This window comes from Serratia sp. OS31 (assembly GCF_014164835.1).
GTDB classification, from domain to species: Bacteria; Pseudomonadota; Gammaproteobacteria; order Enterobacterales; family Enterobacteriaceae; genus Serratia; species Serratia liquefaciens_A.
This window is the reverse complement of sequence record NZ_JACJFQ010000003.1, coordinates 185,533-212,430: the sequence shown is the minus strand read 5'-3', so window position 1 is coordinate 212,430 and position 26,898 is coordinate 185,533. Positions and strand designations below refer to the sequence as shown.

Genomic DNA, 26,898 nt, shown 5'->3' with positions numbered 1-26,898 from the left:
GAAGCCGGCGCACAAGGCGCCGGCCGGGCTGGATTAGAGGCTGTACAGGATTGCGGAGATGGCGATCAGGCCCATCACGACCACGAACACGTTGCTGATGTGGCCGCTGTACTTGCGCATGGCAGGCACTTTACGGATTGCGTACATCGGCATCAGGAACAGCAGCATGGCGATGATTGGACCACCCAGGTTCTCGATCATGCCGAGGATGCTTGGGTTCAGGGTCGCAACAATCCAGGTAGTCACCAGCATGAAGATGGCGGTGATGCGGTTCAGCTTGTTGGTGCTGATGGTTTTACCGCGGCTCTTCATCGATTTGGCGATCAGGCCGTTAAAGCCTTCACGTGCGCCCAGATAGTGACCCAGGAACGATTTGGTGATGGCGATAAAGGCGATAACCGGCGCGATGTAGGCGATCATCGGGTTGTTAAAGTGGTTGGCCAGGTAGGACAGAATGGAGATGTTCTGCGCCTTGGCTTCCGCCAGGTTTTCCGGTGACAGGCTCAGTACGCAGCTGAACACGAAGAACATGACGGTCAACACCATCATGATGTGAGCAAAGCCCAGAATGCGAGAACATTTCTTCTCGGCTTCTTCCTGGCCGTACTCTTCACGTTTAGCTACCGCAAAGGCGGAGATGATCGGCGAATGGTTGAAGGAGAACACCATGACCGGGATAGCCAGCCACAGGGTGATGATCAGGCCGTGGCCCATACCGGTACCGGCGCCAGACAGGGAAACGTTGTCGAAGATGGCAGTGGACCAGTTAGGGATCAGGTACAGGGCCAGCAGCATCAGCACGCCTACAAACGGGAACACCAGGATGCTCATGGTCTTCACGATAGCTTGCTCACCGAAACGTACGATGGTCATCAGGCCCACGATCAGGATCAGCGACAGAATGGCGCGCGGTGGCGACGTCATGCCCAACTGGTGAGTAATGAAGCTGTCGACGGTGTTGGTGATCGCCACGCTGTAAACCAGCAGGATTGGGTAGATGGCGAAGAAGTAGAGCAGGGTGATCAGCTTACCGGCGCCGATACCAAAGTGCTCTTCAACCACTTCGGTGATGTCTTCACCGGCGTTTTTACCGGAGAGCACGAAACGGCACAGGCCACGGTGGGCGAAGAAGGTCATCGGGAAAGCAATGATGGCCATGATGATCAGGGGAATCAAACCACCGATACCGGCGTTGATTGGCAGGAACAAAACGCCTGCGCCGATCGCGGTGCCGTACAGGCCCAACATCCACATGGTGTCGGTTTTACGCCAGGTACTGGTAGAGCCAGAAGCCGCAGAGGCAATGGTGCCGGTCTGTGTAGTGTCCATAAATATCTCCGAAGTGAACACGTTAATTTAAAATTAAAGGCAAAACTTAAGGTTAAAACCGAATGTCGCAACAGCAGATGGCGGCATCGGTAAGAATCAGGTGTTGCTTGCGGGGATAATTGGCGTCCCCCTGGTTGTTTATTATGCTAATTACCGTTGGCCTGCGTGGCGGGTAATTAATCAAGTGATGTTCAACCCCCGAAGGGACTCACATCGATACTGCTGCCGGAAGGTCATGGCCTGCCGATTTTCGTTGGCGGCAAGATAACGATTTACAGTAGAAACAACCGTGATCATGCTCTCAAATGCGTAATGTGTGCGGCTAATTGCTTTTTTATTGGTTTTTCATGCATATGTTGCGCGCTTGTGTAAGATTTCATGCTGAGAACGCTCTCATGGATGTTTCAGGATTTATCCGGTGTGAATAATCTGTAACCAGATAAAACGCTGCCGTTGTCAGCAAGCCGAGCAATATATTTTAAGCGTGGGTTTGGATCTAGCTAAAAACCCGGAATAAGCGGTTTTAGTGACGTAGATCACATTGTTATTTTAAGTGAATTTCTTATTATCCAATTGTTTTATTTGAATTTATTTAAAATATCCCGCTAATAACGAAGGTAAACTATTTAACTGGATAGCGGATAAAAATGCTTAACCATTCATCATATAAATGAACCGAATTGGTTATATTTAAACCGCACTGGTTACGTAATTGTTGATATTTATCTTGTGGATGTTACTGCGATTTATCATATAAAACCCCGCAGAGACTGGGAGTGAAAGTAATATTGTGTAGGATTTATCCGTGCTAAAGGAATAAGCCGGAAGAACTGTTGCAATTTATTAACCTGAGATTGGCTGTGGATAAAGAGATTTGCGCATCAATCGAAGGTTATTTGTTCAATTTTTGCAGAGGAAAGGGAGCCAGGGGAAGGGCACCGTCGGCTGGAACCGACGGTAAAACTCAGCTTAAAAACGAATGGCGATCGCGTTTTCACTGAAAAAGTCCGCAAACTGCGGCTCGGGCTGACGATCGGTAATCACCCGGTCAAACTGCGTCAGCGGGCCAATACAGGCGGGTTTGGTTTTACCGAACTTGCTGTGATCGGCCACCAGGATTTTTTGTTGTGACATGGCCATTGCCCGGTGCTTCATTTCCAGCTCATCAAAATTAAAGCAGGTGGCGCCGTGCTGCAGGCTCAGACCGGCGGCGGAGATAAAGGCGATATTCGGGCAGATATGATCCAGCTCGTTGTGCTGGCCGACGGCGGTGAAAATATAGTTGTTCGGCTTGAACTCGCCGCCGCACAGGATCACTTTGCAGTTCGGTTTGTCCTGGAGCGCCAGAAAGGTATTTAGCGAGTGGCATACCGCAGTGAACACCAGATCGTCGGCAATGGCATCGATGATCGCCGGGGTTGTGGTGCCGCAGTCGAAAAATACGGTGTCGTTTTCGTTGATCAACGCAGCGGCCAGCAGGCCGATACGACGCTTTTCCGTGACCTGTTTGGCTTTTTGATCGGAAACAAAATAGTTGGTGACGCCATTGCTGCGGGGATCGGCGACCACATAGCCGCCCAACAGCACCACGGCGGCCGGCTCCGCGCTGAGATCGCGGCGGATCGTCATTTCCGAAACGCCCAACAGCACGGCGGCTTCTTTTAAATGGATCTTGTCAGAGCGTTTTAACGCCTGGACTAACCGGTTGATTCGTTCTTCGCGCCGAGTTTCCATCTGTCTTCCCACAGGGTTAAGAGCCATTCTCCAGGGCCGAACACACAAATGCGGGGTAATAGTTGACCAGCCTAAGGCTGGACATATTACCCCGCATCAGATTATCACGGCGCGCGCCCGGTACTGAGGCGCCTCAGGTTATCAGTAGCTGCCGGCGGCAGCCTGATCACCGGAAACGATTGCTACGCCAGAGCTGGTGCCGATACGAGTAGCGCCTGCTTTGATCATCTTCTCGGCTGTTGCGCGATCGCGCACGGCGCCGGATGCTTTAACCCCCATCTCACTGCCTACCGTTGCACGCATCAGTTTGACGTGCTCTTCACGAGCACCACCGGTGCTGAAGCCAGTAGAGGTTTTAACGAAGGCCACATCGAGTTCGCGACACATTTCACAAACCTGAACGATCTGCGCATCGCTGAGCAGGCAGGTTTCCAATATTACCTTCAACGGGATCGCCGCGCAAACCTCGCGCACGGCGGCGATGTCGGCTTTGACTTGATCCAGCAGGCCGCTTTTCAGCCAACCCACGTTGATCACCATGTCAATTTCCTGCGCGCCGGCCGCAATCGCCGCTTTGGCTTCGAAAGCTTTGGCTACGGTCAGGCCAGCCCCCAGAGGGAAGCCGATCACCGAACAGATTTTCACTTCGCTTTCCTGCAGCAGATGCGCAGCCAGCGGCACGTAGCCGGAATTGACGCAAACGGCGTAGAAGTTGTGTTGTTGCGCTTCTTCACAGAGTTTGGCGATTTGCTCTTCGGTGGCATCCATCGCCAGCAGGGTGTGGTCGACATAGCGGGCGTAATCAATGTTTTCAGTCGTCATTTCGATTCCTTGTTGAGGTTTGATCAAAGCATAATGTGAATTATGTTAGAATAATAACATTCATCTGACGGTTAGGATAGCGTGATTTTTTAAAAATGAAGCACAGATCATCGTTTTTAGGCTGTGTGGTGTATAACATTGGAAGTGATGATATGTTATTTAAGTAACATTTTGGTGCTGAATGCAGGTTTGGCCTGCGAGAACACCCAGGGGAAAAACTATGGATATGCTAATAAATCTGGTGCCGCAGCGGTTTGGGGCACAACCGGATGAAGTTTTCCGCAATGCGGATTTTGTGGTTACCGCAGTTCATTGTGCTCAGGCAGGACCGATGCTGACGCTGGAAAATCGCCGTGGCTCGCTGCGGGTATTGCCCTTCCATGGCCTGACGATTTGGGATGCCGATTTTGATGGCTACTCGCTGAAGTCGGGCCGTCGTAGCGTCAAAGCGGCCCGTTGCCATCCTCAGAGCGGCATGGCTTTTCATTCACCTTGGCCGCATCAGGACGACTCGCTATTAGACATACAGCATGTAGGCCTGCAGATTGAGGGCAATACCCTGACGCTGCACGGCAGTGGGGAACTGGCCGATCGGCAGTGCAGGCTGCGCCCGGCGGTGAGCTTGACGGCGGACAGCGCACAATTCTCTATTGGTATGCAAATCACTAATCTCGCCGAGGCGCCTTTGCCGCTGAACTATGTCTGCCAACTGAACTATGGCTGCATCCCTGCGGCGGTTTTCCGACAGAATTTGCCGGCACCGGCCCTGACGCCAGACGGGGGTATCGCCGATCAGGGCGTGTTGTGTTCGGACGATTTATCGCTGTATGTCGATCAGGCCGAGTTTTTTATGCTGGCGTCAGAGGGAAGGCGATATGTCACGCGTTTTTCGACCGAACAATTCAGCTACGGTCTGCGTCCTATCACACAGCAGGGAAATCAGCGTTTGTTTCGGTTTATACAACCGGCCACCGCGGGCTTGCAGACGGGTAATAGAAGGCAGGCAATGGTCATAGAGGCAGGAAAAACGCGAGAGTTTTGCGTAATGACCGGGGTGGTGTGAAACAGGGGCGGAGCCGCCCCTGTCTGAAGAGAGATTACTCTTTAACCCACCCTTTACGGATCGGGAAGGCGAACAGGAAACGGTACAGGCGCGTCAGTTTAGCGGCAATGATGTCGCCGAACAGGTTCCACACCAGTTGGGCAAACAGGCAGCCCACCAGGCCGAGCAGGAAGCCGCCCACCATATCCAGTGGCCAATGTACGCCCAGATAAACCCGTGACCAGGCGATGCCCGCCGCGACGGCCAACAGTAAAATACCTGACCAGACGCGATGCCAGAACAGGAAAGCCAGTGCGAAGGTGAAGATGGCGGTACCGTGGTCACTGGGGAACGAACTGTCCGGCGCATGCGCCAGGAAGGTGTACCCCACACCGGCGACGAATGGCCGTTCGTGCGGCAGCAGCATACCGATAGTGGCAGCAGAAAGCAGGGCAAACAGCAGAGCAATTGTCGTCTTGGCCACCACTTCACGTTGCGACACCAATTGATTCTGCGGCCCCCACAACCATAGCCCGATAATCAGCATCGGCACGATGGCGATCAGATCGCGCGCCAAAAAGGTGGCGACATCGATTAATCCTTCGGGGGACGCCGGGGTCGCGTTGATCCAGGCGAAAAGAAGATAATTCAACTGCTCTATCATAGTTACCTCGTCTTGCGGCGGCTAAAACCGCTCACTATCGAATAAACAGCCAGTTGGCTGAGCCAAACCCACCAACCTGCCCACAGGTTATGGGTAAGAAAATGTGCGCCGCGCATCACCTGACCAAAGCCCATCAGCATGCCGAGCACAATGCCGCCGAACCAGCACCAGTAAGCCAGGCGCGGGCGTTGCGGATAAAACAGGAAAAACAGCGCCATCACGGCAAAGCCGCTGGAGGCATGGCCGCCAGGGAAGCACCGCCCGGGGCCGGATTCTGCCGGTATTGCCCCAAACAGGGGGTAGGACATCGCCTTGCCGCCGTATTCGATCAAATCCCATGGGCAAGAATGCGCGCTGGTGGCTTTCAGCACGCCGACCACCAGGGGACCGATGCCGATCAGCAGCATGGTGACGATCATGCGTGGGTTACGGCGATAAATACCCCAAAACAGCGCCAGCACCGCACCGGTAATCACGCCGATTTTCAACAAGCGGTGGTTTATCAAGTCCAGCCAGGGATCGTTCTGCCACGGAAAATGCCCGCTGGCGGCATCGAACCAGAAATTGCTGATGGCCCAGTCCAGCTGTTCATTGCGCGACAGCCAGAGGAACAGCAACCCACTGACTATCAATCCAAAAACCTGCCAACGGTAAAAGGAAGCCGGCAGGGAGTAAAGGGCGTTAGTCTGAATTTGGGGTGCTGTTGAGGATTGATTTAGTGAAGGTTTTGGATTCACGCGGGGCTCAGATTCAATGACAGTAATAGAGAGCCCCACTGTAATAATTCTGTCTTAAGAAAACCTTAATGCCAGGGCAAGCCTGCTGCGAGAAAGGGATAGGCGGGCTATCGGCTTTCAGTTAAGGTAATCGTTTGCTTTTTTATTGGGAAGCTGTGGCGATGACAAAAAAATTGAATCTTGTGCTGGTGGCGGTGTGTGGCGCGGTTTTTTCTCCTCTGACGATGGCGCAGCAGGGCGTTGTCCTCGGGCCGATTGTGGTTCAGGGCGCGATGCCGGTGGAGGCGGAACGTTTCGCCCAACGTCTGGACAACCCGCGTGAAGAACAAATTGGCGGCTGGCGCTTCTGGTGCGGCACTGTGGACGGTTATCCTGTGGTGGTGTCGGAAACGCTGAAAGGCATGTCTAACGCGGCGGCGGCTACGGCGATTGCCGCGACCCAGTTCCGCCCGGTGGCGATCATCAATCAGGGGACGGCCGGCGGCCACGATCCTGCGCTGAAAGTGTATGACATCGTGCTGGGAAAATATTCGGTCAGCCTGGGCGCGTTTAAAACGCCGAAAAAAGCACCGGGCGAAGGCAGTGATTCACGGCAGTGGCAACCGATGGATTTACTGGCTTCGAAAGGCAGCGCCGGTGAGGATAAAAATCGCCATACGATCCGCCAATTCCCGGCAGACGCTAAACTGTTGGCGGTAGCGGAGAGCGTTAAGAGCAGCTACGCTCAGGGCAGGGTGGTTGAAGGGGTGATTGGCTCCGCCGACGTCTGGAACAGCGAACTGGATCGCATTCGTCACTTCCGCGAAAACTATCATACCTCGGTAGAGGAGATGGAAACGGCTTCCGCCGCTCAGATAGCCGCAGCTTTCAATATTCCTTTTGTCGGCATTCGCGTACTGTCCAACAATATTACCAACCAGGGTAAATACGATCCGCAGACCGGGCTGGCGTGTCAGGATTATGTCTACCAGGTGGTGAAGGCTTATATCGCCAAAAACGCATCTCGCTGATTGCTTGTCCTGATTTATGGTCGGCATTCTGGTTGTTGTTGCTGACCATTGTCCATTGTAAAGAAGATTAAACTACTGGCGGGCTTGTCGGGAGTGTATTAGCTTATGGGCGAAGCATTTAATCATTGTAGGGATAAAACATGAACAAGGCATCCGTCGTATTTTCCGGCCTGCTGATGGCCGTTTCCGCCAGCGCCATTGCTGCCACCTCTGCTGAAGACACCGATATCAGCAAACAGCCGCTGGAAAAGGTTGCGCCTTACCCTAAAGCGGAAAAGGGCATGAATCGTCAGGTGATTTACCTGCTGAAACAGGAACACGAAGAGAACTTCAAGGTTGAACTGCTGATCGGCAAAACGCTGGAAGTGGACTGTAACCGCCATATGATCGGTGGCACGCTGGAAAGCAAAACCCTTTCCGGCTGGGGCTACGATTACCTGGTGCTGGAAAAACTGTCCGAACCGGCTTCTACCATGATGGCCTGCCCAGATAACACCAAACAGCAGAAGTTTATTGCTGCCAATCTGGGCGACGCGTCCATGCAGCGTTACAACAGCCGCTTGCCAATTGTGGTTTACGTGCCAAAAGACGTGGAGGTGAAATACCGCGTGTGGAAAGCCGAAGATACTGTGAGCAAGGCCGAGCATAAATAATATCGATGCGTGCTAATCATTAGCACAGCTAAGCGATTGGTGAATATGAGCCCGTTTTGGGGAGTGCATTGCGCCGTTGGCCACTGCCCCCCGGCGGGCTTTTTTTTGTTTATTGCAGCCTGGCCATTGCGCCCAAACTTCTCGCCAATGCCGTGGCCGGGATGGTGGCGTGGGGCGGGAATATATCCCTTCAAGACATGTCAAAATGGATAAGCTGCTCGCAAACGCTTTGAGTTAACCAGTATTCTTCGGATGAATGAGGAAGTGGTTTGTATTCCGCCTGTCATAGTTTAGGCACCAAAGGAGTCAATGGTTTTGCCGGGCCTGGCCACCGATTCATTTTATTTCAGGCAACAAAAAACCCGATAGTCTTGAACCTAAAAAGGCGGGACTAACGGGCTCCACAAAATGGGGACATCAAAGAAAAGCAGTGGCACTAATTCAGACTACCCCCGGCAAGGAAAGTTCTCACCGGGGATAAAAATTTCAAAATATTTTTGCCACTGATTCATCTTCGTTACTTATCGTTTAACCGAGGATCCCCGGCCACAACACCACAATCAGAGAACCTGCCAGGGTTAACAATACGTTAGCGATAGCATAGGTACCGGCATAGCCCAAGGCCGGAATGTTGCTGCGTGCGGTGTCGCTGATAATCTCCATCGCTGGCGCACAGGTACGGGCCCCCATAATGGCGCCAAACAGCAAGGCTCGGTTCATGCGCAGCACGTAGGCGCCGAACAGGAAGCAGATCACTACCGGTACCAGGCTGACGATTAGCCCGGCGATCAGCATCTGGCCGCCAACGGCCCCCAGGCTGTGGCCAATACCGGCACCGGCGCTCAGGCCGACACCGGCCATAAACACCATCAGACCGAACTCTTTCACCATATTCAGCGCGCCCTGTGGAATGTAGCCAAAGGTCGGGTGGTTGGCACGCAGGAAGCCGAGCATGATGCCGGACATCAACAAGCCGGCAGCGTTGCCGATGCCGAACGAGAAGTTGCTGAACTGGATGGTGATCTGGCCAATCAACAGTCCGATGATAAAGAAGGCGCAGAATGCCAACAGGTCGGTGACCTGACTGTGGATCGAGATAAAGCCGATCTTCTCCGCCACGCTTTTCACCCGACGGGCATCCCCGCTGACCTGCAGCACATCGCCTTTGTTGAGCACGATGCTGTCGTCGATAGGCATTTCAATCTGGCTGCGGATCACCCGGTTGAGGAAGCAGCCGTGATCGGTCAGCTTCAACTGGCTCAGGCGCTTGTTCACCGCATTGCTGTTCTTGACCACAATCTCTTCGGTGACGATGCGCATGTCCAGCAGATCGCGGTCGAAAACCTCTTTGCCGTTGCGGAAGCTGGGATCCAGTCGTGCATGAGCATCAGGATAACCAACCAGTGAAATCTCATCGCCCACCTGCAGCACCGCATCGCCGTCCGGGTTCGCCAAAATGCCGTTACGGCGGATGCGTTCGATATAGCAGCCGGTCTGGCGATAGATGCCCAGCTCGCGCAGGTTTTTGCCATCGGCCCAGGCCACCAGCTCCGGCCCCACGCGGTAGGCGCGGATAACCGGCAGATAAACCTTGCGCTGGCTGTCCGTGTCCAGGCCGCGTTCGCGGGCAATTTGCTGAGCGGAGGTAGAGAGATCCTGGTGTTGCAGCTTGGGCAGGTAACGCGCGCCGAAAATCAGACTCACCAGGCCAATCAGGTAGGTCAGAGCATAGCCGAGGCTCAGGTGATCCTGTGCCGCCAGCAGCGCCGGGCCGTTGGTGATGGTATTGCGCAGCGTATCGCCGGCACCCACCAGGACCGGGGTCGAGGTCATGGATCCGGCGAGCATGCCGGCGGTCAGGCCAATATCCCAATGGAAAAGTTTGCCGAGGCCGATGGCGATCACCATCGCGGAACCGACCATCACCAGCGCCAGCATCAGGTAGTTTTTGCCGTCGCGGAAAAATATCGAGAAAAAGTTGGGTCCTGCTTCCACGCCAACGCAGAAAATAAACAGCATAAAGCCGAGATTCAGCGCTTCGGTGTTAATGGCGAAATGTTGCTGGCCGAGCAGCAGCGAAACCACCAAAACGCCAATGGAATTACCGAGTTGAACGGAGCCCAGACGGACTTTACCGAGGCACAGCCCCAGTGCGAGTACCACGAACAGTAACAGGATGTAGTTACCGTTTAACAAACTAGCGACGTTTATGTTCACGGAGGATAACTTATTGTTTACCAGTAAGTGCTTGATATAGATAACTATAAGATATAAATTCAGTCAAAAAGCGACGTCATAAATAACTAACCAGCGGAAGGCGATTCGAACCATCGATCGGCGGCGTTTATTCTAGTCGCTATGGCGCGTGACAGCCAGCATAAAGCTGAGTTCCTGCGCCGCCGAACGCATTTATACCCGTTGTATTTCAAGCCGCAACGCCATTTTTTGCTTTCAGTAAGGTGTTCTGCCCTAAGGGCACCGCCTTCGGGGGCAAGGGCACACGGCTTGAAATGACCGGGGTAGCTCTCTTTTAGTAGCCAAGGAAAAAGTTCAGTTCAGCGTTGCCGTTTTACGGCAAGGCGTCACCGGCTTTGTGACACGGCTGATTTCTACGGTGTGGTAACAGGTTAAAGGGGAGAGATCGTATGGCGAACGAACGGTATTGGTGGGGTATTTTAAGCTGTTTCCTGCTGTTCAGCCTGGTGTATCTCGGGCAACAGAGCGGGGTCTTTGGCAGTACTGATCATGAGCATCAGGGGGAAACCGGCCTGCTGTTGTTTGTGATACCCGGCGCGGTCGCCAGCTATCTGTCGAGCAAAAAACGCATTATCTGCCCGTTACTGGGCGCGCTCTATGCACTGCCGCTGTGCCTGATCATCCGCCATTTTTGGTTAACACCGTCTTACTCGTTCTGGCAGGAATTGGCTTATGCCACCAGCGCGGTATTCTGGTGCATGTTTGGCGCGCTGCTGGCGCTGTTTATCGGCGGCTTGTTGCAGGCGTATCTGCAATGTCACCGCCGTGAACGGCAATAAAAAAAGGCGCTTTGAGCGCCTTTTTGTCGTTCTCGCCTGAAGTTTACTGGAACAGGTTCAGGTTTTCTTTGGCATAAGCTTCGAAATCGGTGCAGCCGCCGATATGTTTCTCATCGAGGAAGATCTGCGGTACGGTTTCTACCGGCTTGCCAACGGTTTTTTCCAGATCGGCTTTGGTGATGCCTTCAGCGTGGATATCAACATAACGGAAGTTGAAATCGTCACGTTCTTCAGTCAGTTTTTCCGCCAACTCTTTCGCACGGACACAATAAGGACAGCCTGGGCGCCCGAAGATAACTGCAAACATGCAACACTCCTTAGATTGATATTCAATAATATAATCGCAACTGCAATGACATTCTGTCAGTCATAAAGACTTAAGGTTGAGCATTACCCGCATTGATGGCGCCTACTATGCCCGTTGGGTCAGCGAAAAAAAAGCAGGAATTACCTGTTAGTCTGATTCATCTAACCGATTAAGTTGCCGGGGCTGTCGCCATCGGGGGGAATTCACTACACTGGAGGCAGAGCTTCTGGAGAAGAAAAATATGCGTTCATTCGGTGACTTACCTCGTACGGTGTTGGTTTTGGAAGGCTTGGGCATGCTGTCGTTAGTGCTGGCTTATCTGAGCATTCACGGTCACGTTCAATTGCCGGGCTGGTTGGCTTCCCAGCAGGCAGCGGTGGGCATGATTTTCCTCGGCGTGGCGCTGATGGTCCCGGCGGCGGCGTTTTTGGTTTGGCGCGTGGTGCAAGGATTCGGCCCGCTAATGCGTGGCGGTCAACCGCCGCAGAACGATCGACATAAGCCTCATTCGCCGGTCGATAAAAACGACAGTGAGCCGCGCGGCTAAGTGATGGCCGCCGGTGCATGCCTGCCTGACAGGTGATTGCCTTTTTGGGGTGACGAGTGAAAATTGCCATTCTTTCGCGCGATGGAACGCTGTACTCATGCAAGCGTTTGGTGGAGGCGGCAGAGCAGCGCGGCCACAGCGTGGATATTATCGATCCGCTTTCTTGCTACATGAACATTAACCCTGCCGCGCCGACCATTCACTATCGCGGTCGTCAGTTGGAGCGCTACGATGCGGTGATCCCGCGCATCGGCTCCGCCATCACTTTCTATGGTACCGCCGTACTGCGTCAGTTTGAGCTGCTGGGCAGTTACCCGCTGAATGAGTCGGTGGCGATCACTCGCGCACGCGACAAACTGCGTTCGCTGCAGTTACTGGCACGGCAGGGGATTGACCTGCCGATCACCGGTTTTGCCCATTCGCCGGACGACACCGGTGATTTGATCGAACTGGTCGGCGGCGCGCCATTGGTGGTCAAATTGGTGGAGGGCACGCAGGGCATTGGGGTGGTGCTGGCGGAAACCCGTCAGGCGGCAGAAAGCGTGATTGATGCTTTTCGTGGTCTCAACGCCCATATCCTGGTGCAGGAATATATTCGCGAGGCCCAGGGCAGCGACGTTCGCTGCCTGGTGGTCGGTGGGCGGGTCGTCGCCGCGATTGAGCGACAGGCTAAACCGGGAGAGTTCCGTTCCAATCTGCACCGTGGCGGTACAGCCCGTAAAGTGAGCATCACTGCCAAAGAGCGAGCTGTGGCGGTTAAGGCTGCCACCACGCTGGGGCTGGATGTTGCCGGGGTAGATATTTTGCGAGCGGCTCGCGGCCCGTTGGTGATGGAAGTGAACGCCTCACCGGGGTTGGAAGGGGTGGAAACCACCACGGGATTGGATATTGCCGGCATGATGATCGAGTATATCGAGCCGCGCGCCAGAGCGGGATTTCGTCTCAAGTCGGGCGGCTGATGTCGCCGACCAAAATCGGCTTTGCCATCGCCAGCTTTGCGTTTTTTTCCCGGCGATATTTGCCCAAATAGCGAATTAAGCCGCATTGATCGTGGCATCGCGGGGGAATATTCCGTAAGCTATGCGCCTTTTCGCGTTTTGAATATTGTGAGGCTGGTATTATGGATTCACTCATTGTCCCTGATTTGGCGTTGTTACGACGCTGGCTGGATCAATCGGGCATTTCATTCTTTGAGTGCGATTCCTGTCAGGCGCTGCACCTGCCGCACATGCAAAACTTCGATGGCGTGTTCGACGCCAAACTCGATCTGGTGGACAACGTTATTCTGTTCTCCGCGCTGGCCGAGGTGAAACCGACCGCGCTGATCCCTCTGGTGGCCGATCTCAGCCAGATCAACGCCAGCTCGCTGACCATCAAAGCCTTTGTCGATATCCAGGACGATAACCTGCCGAAGCTGATCGTCTGTCAGGCGCTGAGCATCGCCGTGGGCGTCACGCTGGAACAGTTCACGCACTTTATGCAGCAGGGCGAAGAGCAGATCTCCATGGTGATCCTCGAGGCGCGGGCGAACGATCTGCTGTTTATGGGTGACGAAGAAGAGAACCCGGCTAGCGCCGAACGCCTGCCAATGTTGCACTGATCCCCGCTGTAGATTATGCATGTCGCCCCTCTGGCGGCATGCTGCCGTTATTTCCTTCCACGATAATATATTCTGCGTTTTACCCTCTTTTGCCCGATATTTCTCGCCGTTTATGCCATTAATGGCGTATCACATAGAGAGAAACTGCATAAAAAATCGATAAAAGCCGTTTTTGACCCCGGAGGCTGGTGCGTTTTGGCAACAGCGGTTATGCTGCTGATTCTGCTAAGGGCTTGCGATTCCCCAGGTGACCATGCGGGCTGGGCAGTTGAAAAAGGTGTCTGCAATCAACTGCATAGCTATTCAATCCGCGGTTGCAACGATTGCGCTCGATCAGGAAAGGTTTTGTATCAGTTTGCGATACAAGTTCAATTCTATGATTCACCCCTGTTTTGGAGGAAGTTACGGATGGTCACCCAACGTAAAAAGTGGTTATCGGGTGTTGTTGCCGGCCTGCTGATGGCCGCGTCCGTCACGGCGTCAGCCGAGGAAAAAACGCTGCACGTCTATAACTGGTCCGACTATATTGCGCCGGACACCTTAGCCAAATTCCAGAAAGAAACCGGTATTAAAGTGGTGTACGACGTCTTTGACTCCAACGAAGTGTTGGAAGGCAAACTGATGGCGGGCAGCACCGGCTATGATCTGGTAGTGCCTTCATCCAACTTCCTTGAGCGCCAGTCGAAGGCCGGTATTTTCGAGCCGCTCGACAAGAGCAAGATGCCGAACTACAAAAACCTTGATCCCGAAATGCTGCAGCTGGTGGCGCACAATGACAAGGACAACAAGTACGGCATCCCTTACCTGATGGTGACCACCGGCATCGGTTATAACGTCGACAAAGTGAAGGCGGTGCTGGGTAAAGACGCGCCGGTCGACAGCTGGGATCTGATCCTCAAGCCGGAAAACCTCGAGAAGCTGAAAAGCTGCGGCGTTTCCTTCCTGGATGCGCCGAGTGAGGTTTACGCCACCGTGCTGCACTACCTGGGCAAGGATCCCAACAGCACCAACGCAGCGGATTACACCGGTGCGGCCAACGATCTGCTGCTTAAGCTGCGGCCGAACATCCGTTACTTCCACTCTTCTCAATACATCAATGACCTGGCGAACGGTGATATCTGCGTAGCGATAGGCTGGTCCGGCGACGTGATGCAGGCGGCCAACCGCGCCAAAGAGGCGAAGAACGGCGTGAACGTGGCTTATGCTATCCCGAAAGAAGGGGCGCTGACCTATTTTGACATGTTTGCCATGCCGGCAGATGCCAAAAACAAGGACGCCGCCTACCAGTTCCTGAACTTCCTGATGAAGCCTGATGTGATGGCCGGCATCAGCAACTACGTCTATTACGCCAACGCGGTGAAGGATTCTACCCCGCTGGTAAAAGCGGAAGTGCGTGATAATCCGAACGTCTACCCACCGGCCGATCTGCGTGCCAAGCTGTTCACGCTGAACGTGCAGTCGCCGAAGTTGGATCGTGTGATTACCCGCGCCTGGACTAAAGTTAAAAGCGGACGCTAGTACTCAGGGCCCAAAATGCCGGGCCCGGCTTTCAGTGTTGTCTTGACCAGCAGGCGGGGCTACCCGCCTGCATTGCCATTTTGGGCCATGGCAATCGCCGTGGTTTTTTGTACTGTTTGCACCGGAGAGCACCCCGATTGAACGACGCTATCCCTCGTCCTCAAGCCAAGTCGCAGAAGGTCTTCACCCCTCTGCTGGAAATCCGTAACCTCACCAAAACCTTTGACGGCCAAAACGCGGTCGAAGACGTTAGCCTGACCATCTACAAAGGCGAAATATTTGCCCTGCTGGGCCCCTCCGGCTGCGGCAAGTCAACGCTGTTGCGCATGTTGGCCGGTTTTGAACAGCCGACGGAAGGGCAAATCGTGCTCGACGGGCAAGACATGTCACACGTGCCGCCCTACCAGCGGCCGATTAACATGATGTTCCAGTCCTACGCGCTATTCCCGCACATGACGGTGGAGCAAAACATCGCCTTCGGCCTGAAACAGGACAAGATGCCGCGTGGGGAAATCGCCGAGCGAGTGGCGGAAATGCTGTCGCTGGTGCATATGCAGGAGTTTGCCAAACGCAAGCCGCACCAGCTTTCCGGCGGTCAACGCCAGCGTGTGGCGCTGGCCCGCAGCCTTGCCAAGCGGCCAAAGCTGCTGCTGCTGGATGAACCGATGGGCGCGCTGGATAAAAAACTGCGTGACCGCATGCAGCTGGAAGTGACGGACATTCTTGAGCGCGTCGGCGTGACCTGCGTGATGGTCACCCACGATCAGGAAGAGGCGATGACCATGGCAGGCCGTATCGCCATCATGAATCGCGGCAAGTTCGTGCAGATCGGCGAGCCGGAAGAGATCTACGAACACCCGAACAGCCGTTTTAGCGCCGAGTTTATCGGTTCGGTCAACGTATTTGACTGCGTGCTGCAAGAGCGCCAGGACGATGCCCTGATCCTGCAAAGCCCAGGTTTGCGGCATGCGATCAAGGTAGATTCCGACGCCTCGGTGGTGGACGGGGTGCCGATCCAGGTTGCGTTGCGACCGGAAAAAATCATGCTGTGCGAAGAGATCCCGGAAGATGGCTGCAATTTTGCCGTGGGGGAAGTAGTGCATATCGCCTACCTCGGCGATTTGTCGATCTACCACGTGAAGCTGCTCAGCGGCCAGATGCTCAGCGCCCAATTGCAAAACGGTCACCGTTTCCGCAAGGGGATGCCGACCTGGGGCGACGAAGTGCGGCTGTGTTGGGAAGCCGACAGCTGTGTCGTGTTGACGGTGTGAGTGGCGAAGGTGAGGAATAATCATTATGACAATGCTTGCTGAACGCACGCCGCCGGAACCGCCGGCCAAGGGACCCGGCCCGCTGAAAGCTTTTTTCCAGCGTCTGCAAATGGCCCACGGCCGCAAACTGGTGATTGCGGTGCCGCTGCTGTGGCTGACATTGCTGTTCCTGCTGCCGTTCCTGATTGTGTTCAAGATCAGCCTGGCGGAGCTGGCGCTGGCGGTGCCGCCTTACACTGACCTGATGAGCTGGGCTGACGGGAAGCTGGATATTGCGCTCAACTTTGCCAATTACCTGCAACTGACCGACGACCCGTTATATCTGGACGCCTATCTGCAGTCGCTGCAGGTGGCGGCGGTATCGACGGTATGCTGCCTGATCATTGGCTATCCGTTGGCCTGGGCAGTGGCGCACAGTAAAGCGTCAACCCGCAATATTTTGCTGCTGTTGGTGATCCTGCCGTCGTGGACCTCATTTTTGATCCGCGTTTATGCCTGGATGGGCATATTGAAAAACAACGGTATCCTTAACAATTTCCTGCTGTGGCTCGGGGTTATCGATCAGCCGCTGGTGATCCTGCATACCAATCTGGCGGTCTATATCGGCGTGGTGTATTCCTATCTGCCGTTTATGGTGTTGCCGATTTATACCGCCTTGACGCGTCTGGATTATTCGCTGGTAGAGGCCTCGCTGGATCTGGGCGCCAAACCGCTGAAAACCTTTTTCAGCGTGATTGTGCCGCTGACCCGTGGCGGCATCATTGCCGGCTCGATGCTGGTGTTTATCCCGGCGGTCGGCGAATTCGTGATCCCGGAACTGCTGGGCGGGCCGGACAGTATTATGATTGGCCGGGTACTGTGGCAGGAGTTCTTTAACAACCGCGATTGGCCGGTGGCTTCGGCGGTGGCAACCGTGATGCTGCTGTTGTTGATTTTGCCGATTCTCTGGTTCCACAAGCACCAGAACAAGGAAATGGGGGGGCAGGGATGAACAACTTGCCGGTAGTGCGTTCACCGTGGCGTATCGCTATTTTGGTGCTCGGTTTCACCTTCCTGTATGCGCCGATGCTGATGCTGGTGATTTACTCGTTCAACAGTTCGAAACTGGTGACGGTGTGGGCGGGCTGGTCGACGCGTTGGTATACCGCGTTATTCCATGATTCGGCGATGATCAGCGCCGTCGGGCTCAGCCTGACCATTGCTGCCGCCTCAGCCACCGCCGCCGTGGTGCTTGGCGCGATTGCCGCCGTGGTGATGGTGCGTTTTGGCCGTTTTCGTGGTTCAACCGGCTTTGCCTTTATGCTGACCGCACCGCTGGTTATGCCGGATGTGATTACCGGTCTGTCGCTGCTGCTGCTGTTTGTAGCGATGGGGCATACGTTGGGTTGGCCGTCGGAACGCGGCATGTTCACCATCTGGCTGGCGCACGTCACCTTCTGTACGGCCTACGTTTCGGTGGTGATCAGTTCACGCCTGCGAGAATTGGATCGCTCGATCGAAGAGGCCGCGATGGATTTGGGCGCGACGCCGTTGAAGGTGTTTTTCGTGATCACGCTGCCAATGATTGCACCGGCGCTGGTTGCCGGCTGGATGTTGGCATTCACGCTGTCGCTGGATGACCTGGTGATTGCCAGCTTCGTCGCCGGGCCGGGCGCGACCACCTTGCCGATGCTGGTGTTCTCCAGCGTGCGTATGGGGGTTAATCCGGAAATCAACGCCCTGGCCAGTTTGATATTGCTGGTGGTCGGCGTTATCGGCCTGATTGCATGGTGGTTTATGGCTCGCTCGGAAAAACAGCGATCGCGCGAATTACAAAAGGCTGCCCGTAGCTGAGTCTGATTAAACCTGCTATTTTTGCAATTATTGGTATTGCAATTGATTACCTGACTTTATATATCTCGTTTGAGTATACCCTATAGCTTTAGAGTTACAGCCAGGCGGCCAGCTCGCTCATCCCCAGGCATTGTAGGGGCGCCGCATGCTGCGCCCGCATTAATCGGGGCGAATTTATTCGCCCCCTACGGTCACTGGGGTGAGCGACAAATCTGTCGGGAACAGATTTGAACGCTGCAACTTGAAAGATGACGGGTATAGGCGGCGTTTCATTGCGGAACATGGACATGTCAGACATGCTGAACAGCAGGCAGGGAATGAGAACGACTTCAGATGCGCCAGTACCGGTGATGGTGGCCGGTACGGCGATGGTGGCTATCAAATGCATCAGCGTGCTGTTGCTGTTGGGTGAACTGGGCGTCGATGGCGCTCAGGAGTTTGTCAGCACCAGCGCCCAGGCCTGGGATTCCACCCTGATATTTTTGGCCGGTCTGGTGTTGCTGTGCCTGCAAATCAGCTGCGGTTTTGCGGTAATGCGCGGTCGCAACTGGGGACGTTGGGTCTACGTGGCCTGTCAGTGTGCGGTGGTCGGTTATTTGCTGTTGGCGACCATTGGCAGCTTTCTACCCGAGGTCTTTACCGTGGAGGGGGAAACCAGCGGCCAAATTCTGCACGTGTTGATCCTGCAGAAAATCCCCGATGTTGTCATCCTGGCCTTATTGTTTGTTCCCGCCGCCAGCCGCCGCTATTTCGCCGCGCACAATTGAGATTTTAAGGGCGTAGAGTGATAAACTCTGCGCCCTTAATTATTCACCCCGAACTCAGAGTCAACTTAATGCATTGCGCCTTGTATACGGCGGGCACCTGCCGTTCTTGTCAGTGGCTGGAAAAGCCTTACCCGCAGCAGCTGACAGACAAACAGCATCATCTGCAATCCCTGCTGGAACAACGTGACGTTGCCCAGTGGTTGGCGCCGATCGCCGGCGAGCAGAGCGCATTTCGCAATAAGGCCAAGATGGTGGTCAGCGGTAGCGTAGAGCGCCCGTTGCTCGGCATGCTGCACCGCGATGGCACGCCGGTTGATTTGAGTGCCTGTCCGCTGTATCCCGCCAGTTTTGCGCCCATGTTCGCGGTGTTGAAAAGTTTTATCGCCCGCGCCGGTTTGACGCCCTACAACGTGGCGCGTAAGCGCGGGGAACTGAAGTACCTGCTGCTGACCGAAAGCACCCACAGTGGTGGCGTGATGCTGCGCTTTGTACTGCGTTCAGAGAGTAAATTGGCACAGCTGCGGGCGGCGTTGCCGTGGTTACAGCAGCAATTGCCACAACTCAGGGTGATCTCCGCCAATATTCAGCCAGTGCATATGGCGATTATGGAAGGAGAGCGTGAGATCCCGCTGACCGAACAGCAGGCGCTGGAAGAGCAATTTAATCAGGTGCCGTTGTATATCCGCCCGCAAAGCTTTTTCCAGACTAACCCCAAAGTGGCGGCTGAACTGTACGCTATCGCTCGTGACTGGGTTCGTGCATTGGGGATCGAAAGCATGTGGGATCTGTTCTGCGGCGTGGGGGGATTTGGCCTGCACTGTGCGCAGAAGGAAACCCGCTTGACCGGGATTGAGATCAGCGCCGAGGCGATTGCCTGTGCGCGTCAGTCAGCGGAAACGCTGGGCCTGCAGCGGGTTGATTTCCAGGCGTTGGATTCCACGCGGTTCGCCACCGCCGAAGGCAGAGTACCTCAACTGGTACTGGTCAATCCGCCACGGCGCGGCATCGGTAAAGCCTTGTGCGACTACCTGAATCAGATGGCACCCGGCTATATTCTGTATTCGAGCTGTAATGCCGAGACGATGGCGAAAGACATTGAGATGTTGCCGGATTACCGCATTGAACGCGTGCAACTGTTTGATATGTTCCCCCATACCGCCCACTACGAAGTGCTGACGCTGCTGGTACGCTATTAAAGGCGTTTTTGGGATAAGGTGCTGGCAGTAGAGGGTTTGTTTGAGATAGGGCGTGGTGTTCCACGCCCTGGCGAGATCTTACTGCGGGAACCACTTGTCGTTGATGGCTTTGTAGGTGCCGTCCGCCTTGATGGCGTCCAGTGCGGTATTCAGCTTGGCCAGCAGCGCCTGGTTGTCCGGGCGAACGGCAATGCCCAGGCCGGTGCCGAAGTATTGTGCATCGGTAACATGCTCACCGACCGGCGCCAATTGCGGGCTGTTCTTCAACCACTCGTTGACGACCGCGGTATCACCGAATACGCCGTCAATACGGCCATTTTTCAGTTCGAGAATGGCGTTCTGGTAGCTGTCGTAAGAGACGGTATTAATCTCCGGGTGTTTGTCCTGCATGTATTTTTGGTGGGTAGTGCCGTTCTCCATGCCGATCTTTTTGCCTTTCAGATCCGCCAGCGAGCTGAATTTGCCTTTCTGCGCGATCACGATCGCTGAGTTGGCGTAATAAGGTTGGGTAAAGGAAACCTGCTTGCTGCGCTCTGGCGTGATGTCCATACCGGAAATCACCGCGTCGTATTTTTTGAATTTCAGGGCGGCGATCAGGCTGTCGAACGCCTGATTGGTAAAGGTGCATTCGGCTTTCATTTGTTTGCACAGCGCGGTAGCCAGATCGATATCAAACCCGACAATCTTGTTGCTGGCATCCAGCGATTCGAAGGGAGGATAGGTGGCGGAAGAGGCGAAGCGAATGGTCTCGGCTGCACTGGCGTTGAAGGCGATGCCCGCCAATACCGTAGCGGCAAGTAATAGTTTTTTCATGCGTAAAGCTCCTGTCTGCAAGTCTGCGTGTTTTTATCTCTTCACCGCTTGATTTTACTGACAATAACCCAAAGGTTTAGGCGGCTGTTTATCGACGTTTACCCTGACATTTAATGCATTAATATGCAATATAAATGATTAGAAAATTACGACGGAAATAAAAAAGCCCCGCACGATGGCAGGGCTCCGAGACTTGTAGGGGCGGGCTCAGTTGCGGCGCTCGAAGGCTAGCGCCCGACGCTCGACCACGCGCATCAACAACGTCAGCAGGCCGTTGACGCACAGATACACCAACCCGGCGGCACCAAACACCATCACGTCGTAGGTACGGCCATACATCAGCTGGCTGTATCCCATCACTTCCATCAGGGTAATGGTATAGGCCAGCGAGGTGCTCTTGAACACCAACACCACTTCGTTGGAGTAAGACGACAGCGCACGCTTGAAGGCAAAGGGCAGCAGGATACGCAACGACTGGGCACGCGACATGCCAAGCGCTTCGCAAGATTGCCACTGACCGGCGGGGATCGCCCTCACGGCACCGTAAAACAGTTGGGTAGTGTAGGCCGCGCTGTTCAGCGCCAATGCGATCATCGCACACAGCCACGGTTGTGACAGCAGATCCCACAACCACGGATATTCGCGGATCGCCGGGAACTGGCCGGGGCCGTAGTAGATCAGGAAGATCTGCACCAGCAGTGGCGTACCGGTGAACAGGGTGATATAGATTTTCACCAGCGGCGTCAGGATCGGCGTTTTCAGCGTCAGGATCACCGTCAGCACCAATGACAGCAGCAGTGCCACGATCAGGGCGGTAACGGTCAGCGTCAGGCTGGTGTGCAGCCCTTTGATAATTTCCGGCAAGAACTCAAACATCAGGCTGGCCCCCGCTCAAAGCGCGTGGTGCGCAGTTCAATACGTTTAATGATGTATTGGCTGAACAGGGTAACCACCAGATAGATTGCTGCCGCGATCACATACCAGGTAAAGGGCTCCTGAGTGCGAGTGGCGATACTCTTGGTCTGCAGCATCAGGTCGTTAACGCTGATCAGCGACACCAGCGCGGTGTCCTTCAGCAGAACCAACCACTGGTTGCCCAGCCCCGGCAGGGCGTGGCGCCACATCTGCGGCATGATCAGGCGAAAGAAAATCGCTGCGGTGCTCATCCCCAGAGCCTGACCGGATTCCCATTGCCCTTGCGGTACCGCTTTCAGCGCCCCGCGCAACGTTTGCGACGCATAGGCGGAATAGAGCAGGGCGAGGGCAATCACGCCGCACAGGAACGGGCTGACTTCGAAATTATCAATCGCCAGTTGGACGGGCAGTTGGAACAGGCCAAAGTTCAGGGTGAAGCCGTCGGACAGCATCAACAGCAGCTGCGATGAGCCGAAATAGATGAACAGCACCACCAGAATTTCCGGCAGGCCGCGTAACAGCGTGACCCAGGCGGTGCCGAGCCAACTGACCACTTTCCAGCGAGATGACTCCCAGACGGCAAACAGCATCGCCAGGATCAACCCGAGGATAAGGGCGCAAACGGCAAGGCCGACGGTCATCCCGGCGGCGCTTGCTAGAGGTTGAATTTCATTCATGGGGATAGATTACTGCTGGAACCATTTTTTGTAGATGGTTTCGTAAGTCCCATCCTGTTTGATCTTGTTGAGGGCGGCATTGAACTTGCCCTGCAGATCGGTATTTTTCTGGCGAACGGCAATGCCGAGCCCGGTACCGAAGTAGTCTTTGTCGGTCACCTTATCGCCTACCGCGGCCAGAGCGGCATTCTGTTTCAGCCATTCGTTGACCACTGCGGTGTCACCAAATACCGCGTCAACGCGACCATTCTTCAGATCCAAAATGGCGTTCTGATAGCTGTCGTAAGGCACGGTGGTGATTTCAGGGTGTTTATCGGTCAGGTATTTCTGATGCGTCGTGCCGTTCTGCACGCCCACTTTTTTGCCTTTCAGCGCCGCTACGTCGGCAACTTTGCCCTTCTGGGCGACAAACAGCGCGGAGTTGTCGTAATACGGCTTGGTAAACAGCACCTGTTTTTCACGTTCAGGCGTGATGTCCATACCGGCCATCACTGCGTCAAAACGCTTGAACTTCAGGCTTGGGATCAGGCTGTCGAAAGCCTGATTGGTGAAGCTGCACTCGGCCTGCATCTCTTTGCAAAGCGCATTGGCCAGATCGACGTCAAACCCCTGGATCTTGTTGCCGGCGTCAATAAATTCAAACGGAGGATAAGAAGCTTCGGTAGCGAAACGGATCGTTTCGGCTGCAGAGGCGGAAACGCTGATGCCAGCCAGAACGGCGGCGATTATTAGTTTTTTCATCGCAAACTCCCCAAATTACAGCAAGTAAAATTGTTAGTGTGATAAGTAATTGGCAAACTCGGTGGTCTGTGGCTGCGTGAAGTGGCTGGCATCGCCTTGCTCCACCACGTGGCCGTTTTCCATGTACACCACGCGGCTGGCGGTTTTGCGCGCCACTTCCACTTCGTGGGTGACGATCACCTGGGTGATGCCGGTGCCGGCCAGCTCGCGAATGATGCTGACGATTTGGGCGGTGATTTCGGGATCCAGCGCGGCGGTCGGCTCGTCGAACAGCAGCACCTGCGGTTCCATCATCAGCGCACGGGCAATGGCCACACGTTGCTGCTGGCCGCCGGAAAGGTGCAGCGGGAAGCGGTCGGCAAAGTCGGTCAGGCGCAAGCGCTTCAGCAACTTGTCGGCGCGCTCCATCGCCTGAGCCTTGGTCAGGCCCAGTACGCGGCACGGCGCTTCGATCAGGTTTTGCACCACGGTAAGATGAGGCCAGAGGTTGTATTGCTGGAATACCATGCCGACGTTCTGACGCAGCTCGCGAATGGCTTTTTCGCCGGGAGCCTGCTTGAAGTCGAATTGATTGCCGGCGATCTGCAACTGACCCGAACGCGGCATTTCCAGCAGGTTCAACACCCGCAGCAATGAACTTTTCCCCGCGCCGCTTGGACCCAGCAGCACTAAAGTTTCCCCTGCTGGGCAATCCAGCGTGATGTCAAACAGCGCCTGATGTGCGCCGTAGTAGCAGTTGATACCGTTAAGTTGAATGCTCATGCGCCAGAATTGAATAGATATTGATGCCGCGAATGTTAACTTCCACAGAATACTTATGCAATCTTTGTGCGTTAAAATTTATTACTGCGCGGCAGGATAGTAAAAGAATAGCACAAGATACCGCGAGTCAGGTTCGAAGGGGGGATTTGTCGTGCACGCTGTGAGGTATGTAGCGAAAATTCTCAAAGTGAACGAATGTTGAGCGGAATCAAGGCATTTTTTTACCCACCGGCATCAGGGCGATGACGGTGGGGCGTGTAAGCTTACTGGTTTTCCAATACCTGACGCAGCGTCCCGCTGGCGGCATGCGGCGGCACGTTCAGATAGCGGATATCATCCACCACCCAACAGGTGCCTTCACGCACCATCAGCACCTCATCCTGCCAGTTGACCGCGCTGCCGCCGTCCTTCTGGTAGCTGAGCTGCACGCGCAGCGGAATATTTTTGGCGTCGGTATTCGGGATGGTAGAAGCGCTGGCGACGGTGGCGCTGGTCGGACCCTGCGCGTTACCGGTAAACAGATCGCCGGTGACCTGATGTTTGCCGGGGTTCTGGTTGGCGGCCACCAGGTCCTGATACAGCACTTTACTCAGGTAAGGTTGCAGCTGCGCCAGACGGTTGCTGTCGGGCAGGGTGGTAGCGGCACCCTGTTGCAGGCGCAGATCGTAAAATTTCTGTGCGACCGTATCCGGGCCGCCTTCCACACAACCGCCGGTACGGGAGCCGATATCCTTGAATGCCGGTTCGACGGTGGTGCAGGCACTCAGTAACAGCGCTAAGGGCAAAACAGCCGCAATCGTTTTTGTTTTCATCTCATTACCTTATGTGAAAGTCTCTACCATGAAGACCATTAGCCTACAGTATAAATGCGATTTCAGGCCTTGCATTCGTACTGCGTGCCATTTCAATACAGAACATAATGCCAAATCAATGGTCAGATAAGTGCGATGAATCAATCAAGCAAGGAGTTTTCATGCAGCTTTCCACTACCCCGACCCTGGAAGGGTTTACTATTACCGAGTACTGCGGCGTTGTCACCGGCGAGGCCATTCTGGGCGCCAATATTTTCCGTGATTTTTTTGCCGGCGTGCGTGACATCGTGGGTGGCCGTTCGGGCGCTTATGAGAAAGAGCTGCGTAAAGCGCGCCTGATTGCCTTCCGGGAGTTGGAAGAACAGGCGAAAGAGTTGGGGGCCAACGCGGTGGTCGGCATTGATATCGATTATGAAACCGTCGGTAAAGACAGTAGCATGTTAATGGTGACCGTCAGCGGTACCGCGGTGAAAGTCAGCCGCTAATCCTTTCTTTGCCCCCGGCCATGACCGGGGGCATTCGTTTAGCCTACCTTGTGTTCTTCCACTTTTAGCGGGCGATGTTCCTGCGGTTTGGCCGCTGGGGCCGGACGATGTTGCGCCTGTTGAATCTGCGGCTGATGGAACGGTGTCGGTGCGTTATGCGGCATCATGGCATTTGGCCGTGGTTGAACCGGCTGCGGGCGAATAACGTTAGCCTTGGGCGCGACGTGTTCGACAGGTTTGATGGTCGGCAGCGGCGCCCTTTTCTGTATGGTGACAGGGGCCGGCAGGCGTTGTTCAGGCTCACGAACCGGTCGCACGTCGGTCTGATGAACGGGGGCTGAAACTGTCGCTGAGTGTGGGTGCGTGGTCGCCGGTGTTGAATGGGCGAAACTCGGCAGGGTCATTGGCTGCTGAAGATGGGCAACTGGCGTCACCACATGGGATGCCGACGTTCCCGCATGGGTAAAGTTCGGTGCCGTCATCGGCTGGCGTTCATTGGCTGCGACGGGCGGCGTTAAATGTGGCTGTTGCAAGCTGGCAATCTTGGGTGCTGCATAAGGGGTTGGCGCAGAAAAATGCGGCACCTGATTGACTGGCGTGTTGTGGTAGTTATTCACCGTGGTGCTGCGATTCACATTATTGTATTGGTTGATATTGGTGACACGGTTAATCACCGTGGTGGAGTGCGAGATATAAGGCGCATTGTTATAAACCACCGGTTGACGCCGATCATTCCAGCGCACGTCCCAGCTATGCCAGCCGTCATTATGCTGGTTGATCAATGCCCCGACCGCGACGCCCACGCCAAAACTGATCGCGCCTGCCGCCAACAAATCGCCACTGCTGTAGCCTGAGGCACTCTGATAGTGATAGCTCGGGTAGGCAGGGACGGGCTCGCCATAGGCCACCCAGGGATCGTAACGCGGCACGTAAACCACATCCGGCTGGCTGGGCTCAATGACAATGGTTTGCGCCGGCGCAACCACTACCCTTTGCGGATAGGGTTGCGGTTCAACGTATCGGGTCGAGGGGGTGACGACCACCCTTTGCTGTGGCGACGTTTTCAGCGAGCCTTTGGCGGCGGCGCGTTGGCGCATGACCTGAATGGCGTTCATCACGTCGCTAGGGTCGTTGAGATAAGCGCTGCCCAGCGCGGTGGTCCAGGGAATATTTTTAGCCATCTGATCCAGCACGTCAGGAAATTGTACCAAACCGCGTACGCTGGGGTCCCAGGGTTGAGCGTCAGCGGCCGCGGTGAGCGCCGCCGGTTGCAGGTCGCGGTTTTGCGCCAGCCAGCCATCCGCCACGCTGATTTGATCGGGATAACCCGCAGCGGCCAGCACCTGCGCCAACAGTTTGTCAGGAAAAAGCGCCACCGGACTGACCAGTTGATACAATTGATCGGCACTCAGTGGCGTATAGGTTGATGCTGCCGCGGGCGTGGCCACAGCAGGTGCGGTTCCCCCCATGGTATTGGCCACCGTTTTTTGGTCACAGCCGCTGAGCGGCAGCATGGCGATGCAGATCAGCCAGGCGACAGGGTTGAGCTTAAACATGAGCGACTCACTTTTATCAGCGCAGGTAATACTATGAAGCTATCATCTGCCATGGAGTCCGCCAGCGCGGCG

28 protein-coding genes are annotated in these 26,898 nt (G+C 54.9%); 14 read left to right on the top strand and 14 right to left on the bottom strand.

The genetic code is table 11. The annotated features are described in order from the left end of the window. Positions 1 to 33: 33 nt before the first annotated feature. The 3 genes from H5P17_RS04820 to deoC all read right to left on the bottom strand — a co-directional run bounded on the left by H5P17_RS04820 (position 34) and on the right by deoC (position 3,885). Complete coding sequence (locus H5P17_RS04820) at positions 34 to 1,329, bottom strand: HAAAP family serine/threonine permease (RefSeq protein ID WP_020826064.1); 1,296 nt, start codon at positions 1,327 to 1,329, stop codon at positions 34 to 36. A 969-nt stretch (positions 1,330 to 2,298) separates the two neighbouring features. After that, positions 2,299 to 3,063, bottom strand: coding sequence for a DNA-binding transcriptional repressor DeoR (gene deoR / locus H5P17_RS04815; protein ID WP_044549429.1), 765 nt, complete (start codon positions 3,061 to 3,063; stop codon positions 2,299 to 2,301). Positions 3,064 to 3,204: 141 nt separating this feature from the next. After that, entirely contained in the window at positions 3,205 to 3,885 is a 681-nt protein-coding gene (deoC, locus tag H5P17_RS04810; protein WP_182821576.1) for a deoxyribose-phosphate aldolase, read from the bottom strand. Between the two features lie 220 nt (positions 3,886 to 4,105). Here deoC and H5P17_RS04805 point away from each other — a divergent pair, with 220 nt between their 5' ends. Continuing rightward, a complete protein-coding gene (locus H5P17_RS04805) occupies positions 4,106 to 4,948 on the top strand; it encodes a hypothetical protein (protein ID WP_182821574.1) in 843 nt (280 codons plus the stop codon). Positions 4,949 to 4,982: 34 nt separating this feature from the next. Here the strand turns inward: H5P17_RS04805 and ybjG are convergent, their stop codons facing one another. Then, entirely contained in the window at positions 4,983 to 5,588 is a 606-nt protein-coding gene (gene ybjG, locus H5P17_RS04800; protein ID WP_182821634.1) for an undecaprenyl-diphosphate phosphatase, read from the bottom strand. A 5-nt stretch (positions 5,589 to 5,593) separates the two neighbouring features. After that, a complete protein-coding gene (locus tag H5P17_RS04795; RefSeq protein ID WP_182821572.1) occupies positions 5,594 to 6,328 on the bottom strand; it encodes a phosphatase PAP2 family protein in 735 nt (244 codons plus the stop codon). A gap of 161 nt (positions 6,329 to 6,489) precedes the next feature. Here H5P17_RS04795 and H5P17_RS04790 point away from each other — a divergent pair, with 161 nt between their 5' ends. Together H5P17_RS04790 and eco are read left to right on the top strand one after the other, a co-directional pair. Then, complete coding sequence (locus H5P17_RS04790; RefSeq protein WP_182821570.1) at positions 6,490 to 7,338, top strand: 5'-methylthioadenosine/S-adenosylhomocysteine nucleosidase; 849 nt, start codon at positions 6,490 to 6,492, stop codon at positions 7,336 to 7,338. 140 nt (positions 7,339 to 7,478) lie between these two features. Next, positions 7,479 to 7,991 (top strand): serine protease inhibitor ecotin, encoded by a 513-nt coding sequence (gene eco / locus H5P17_RS04785; RefSeq protein WP_182821568.1) that lies wholly within the window; start codon positions 7,479 to 7,481, stop codon positions 7,989 to 7,991. Between the two features lie 528 nt (positions 7,992 to 8,519). On the opposite strand, the gene H5P17_RS04780 is transcribed toward eco, so the two are convergent. Further along, the gene (locus H5P17_RS04780; protein WP_041414378.1) at positions 8,520 to 10,208 is read right to left on the bottom strand and encodes an aspartate:alanine antiporter; all 1,689 of its coding nucleotides are present in this window, start codon (positions 10,206 to 10,208) and stop codon (positions 8,520 to 8,522) included. A gap of 428 nt (positions 10,209 to 10,636) precedes the next feature. Here H5P17_RS04780 and H5P17_RS04775 point away from each other — a divergent pair, with 428 nt between their 5' ends. Continuing rightward, positions 10,637 to 11,026 carry an inner membrane protein YbjM gene (locus H5P17_RS04775; RefSeq protein WP_044549445.1) on the top strand — a complete coding sequence of 130 codons (390 nt, stop codon included), beginning with the start codon at positions 10,637 to 10,639 and terminating at the stop codon, positions 11,024 to 11,026. Between the two features lie 43 nt (positions 11,027 to 11,069). Here H5P17_RS04775 and H5P17_RS04770 read toward each other — a convergent pair whose 3' ends face one another. After that, positions 11,070 to 11,333: a GrxA family glutaredoxin gene (locus H5P17_RS04770; protein ID WP_012006074.1), complete on the bottom strand. Its 264-nt coding sequence runs from the start codon at positions 11,331 to 11,333 to the stop codon at positions 11,070 to 11,072. 241 nt (positions 11,334 to 11,574) lie between these two features. Here H5P17_RS04770 and H5P17_RS04765 point away from each other — a divergent pair, with 241 nt between their 5' ends. The 9 genes from H5P17_RS04765 to rlmC all read left to right on the top strand — a co-directional run bounded on the left by H5P17_RS04765 (position 11,575) and on the right by rlmC (position 20,065). Beyond that, positions 11,575 to 11,880: a YbjC family protein gene (locus tag H5P17_RS04765; RefSeq protein WP_044549449.1), complete on the top strand. Its 306-nt coding sequence runs from the start codon at positions 11,575 to 11,577 to the stop codon at positions 11,878 to 11,880. 56 nt (positions 11,881 to 11,936) lie between these two features. After that, entirely contained in the window at positions 11,937 to 12,839 is a 903-nt protein-coding gene (gene rimK, locus H5P17_RS04760; RefSeq protein ID WP_182821566.1) for a 30S ribosomal protein S6--L-glutamate ligase, read from the top strand. Positions 12,840 to 13,000: 161 nt separating this feature from the next. Next, positions 13,001 to 13,480 (top strand): YbjN domain-containing protein, encoded by a 480-nt coding sequence (locus H5P17_RS04755; protein ID WP_044549453.1) that lies wholly within the window; start codon positions 13,001 to 13,003, stop codon positions 13,478 to 13,480. A gap of 408 nt (positions 13,481 to 13,888) precedes the next feature. Next, positions 13,889 to 14,998, top strand: a complete 1,110-nt coding sequence (potF, locus tag H5P17_RS04750) for a spermidine/putrescine ABC transporter substrate-binding protein PotF (RefSeq protein WP_020826078.1) — start codon at positions 13,889 to 13,891, stop codon at positions 14,996 to 14,998. Between the two features lie 137 nt (positions 14,999 to 15,135). After that, positions 15,136 to 16,269 carry a putrescine ABC transporter ATP-binding subunit PotG gene (gene potG / locus H5P17_RS04745; RefSeq protein ID WP_044549457.1) on the top strand — a complete coding sequence of 378 codons (1,134 nt, stop codon included), beginning with the start codon at positions 15,136 to 15,138 and terminating at the stop codon, positions 16,267 to 16,269. 25 nt (positions 16,270 to 16,294) lie between these two features. Then, complete coding sequence (gene potH / locus H5P17_RS04740; RefSeq protein ID WP_370570025.1) at positions 16,295 to 17,260, top strand: putrescine ABC transporter permease PotH; 966 nt, start codon at positions 16,295 to 16,297, stop codon at positions 17,258 to 17,260. Further along, positions 17,257 to 18,102, top strand: a complete 846-nt coding sequence (gene potI / locus H5P17_RS04735; protein WP_182821564.1) for a putrescine ABC transporter permease PotI — start codon at positions 17,257 to 17,259, stop codon at positions 18,100 to 18,102. Before potH ends, potI begins: the two co-directional genes overlap by 4 nt. A 287-nt stretch (positions 18,103 to 18,389) precedes the next feature. Further along, the gene (locus tag H5P17_RS04730; RefSeq protein WP_044549458.1) at positions 18,390 to 18,869 is read left to right on the top strand and encodes a YbjO family protein; all 480 of its coding nucleotides are present in this window, start codon (positions 18,390 to 18,392) and stop codon (positions 18,867 to 18,869) included. Between the two features lie 68 nt (positions 18,870 to 18,937). Further along, positions 18,938 to 20,065, top strand: coding sequence for a 23S rRNA (uracil(747)-C(5))-methyltransferase RlmC (rlmC, locus tag H5P17_RS04725; RefSeq protein ID WP_182821563.1), 1,128 nt, complete (start codon positions 18,938 to 18,940; stop codon positions 20,063 to 20,065). A 78-nt stretch (positions 20,066 to 20,143) separates the two neighbouring features. Here rlmC and artJ (H5P17_RS04720) read toward each other — a convergent pair whose 3' ends face one another. The 6 genes from artJ (H5P17_RS04720) to H5P17_RS04695 form a co-directional block, all read right to left on the bottom strand. Beyond that, on the bottom strand, positions 20,144 to 20,878 hold the full coding sequence (gene artJ / locus H5P17_RS04720; protein WP_182821560.1) for an arginine ABC transporter substrate-binding protein: 735 nt from the start codon (positions 20,876 to 20,878) through the stop codon (positions 20,144 to 20,146). Positions 20,879 to 21,085: 207 nt separating this feature from the next. Further along, complete coding sequence (artM, locus tag H5P17_RS04715; RefSeq protein WP_020826085.1) at positions 21,086 to 21,754, bottom strand: arginine ABC transporter permease ArtM; 669 nt, start codon at positions 21,752 to 21,754, stop codon at positions 21,086 to 21,088. Further along, a complete protein-coding gene (artQ, locus tag H5P17_RS04710; RefSeq protein WP_041414381.1) occupies positions 21,754 to 22,470 on the bottom strand; it encodes an arginine ABC transporter permease ArtQ in 717 nt (238 codons plus the stop codon). The genes artM and artQ overlap by 1 nt, the downstream gene beginning before the upstream one ends. Before the next feature lie 9 nt (positions 22,471 to 22,479). Beyond that, positions 22,480 to 23,211: an arginine ABC transporter substrate-binding protein gene (gene artJ / locus H5P17_RS04705; RefSeq protein WP_182821558.1), complete on the bottom strand. Its 732-nt coding sequence runs from the start codon at positions 23,209 to 23,211 to the stop codon at positions 22,480 to 22,482. Positions 23,212 to 23,244: 33 nt separating this feature from the next. Then, entirely contained in the window at positions 23,245 to 23,973 is a 729-nt protein-coding gene (gene artP, locus H5P17_RS04700; protein WP_044549466.1) for an arginine ABC transporter ATP-binding protein ArtP, read from the bottom strand. Positions 23,974 to 24,236: 263 nt separating this feature from the next. Beyond that, positions 24,237 to 24,785: a lipoprotein gene (locus tag H5P17_RS04695; protein WP_182821556.1), complete on the bottom strand. Its 549-nt coding sequence runs from the start codon at positions 24,783 to 24,785 to the stop codon at positions 24,237 to 24,239. Between the two features lie 161 nt (positions 24,786 to 24,946). Here H5P17_RS04695 and H5P17_RS04690 point away from each other — a divergent pair, with 161 nt between their 5' ends. Continuing rightward, positions 24,947 to 25,270, top strand: a complete 324-nt coding sequence (locus tag H5P17_RS04690; RefSeq protein WP_020826090.1) for a heavy metal-binding domain-containing protein — start codon at positions 24,947 to 24,949, stop codon at positions 25,268 to 25,270. A 38-nt stretch (positions 25,271 to 25,308) separates the two neighbouring features. Here the strand turns inward: H5P17_RS04690 and H5P17_RS04685 are convergent, their stop codons facing one another. After that, a complete protein-coding gene (locus H5P17_RS04685; protein ID WP_182821554.1) occupies positions 25,309 to 26,826 on the bottom strand; it encodes a DUF3300 domain-containing protein in 1,518 nt (505 codons plus the stop codon). Positions 26,827 to 26,898 lie beyond the last annotated feature (72 nt).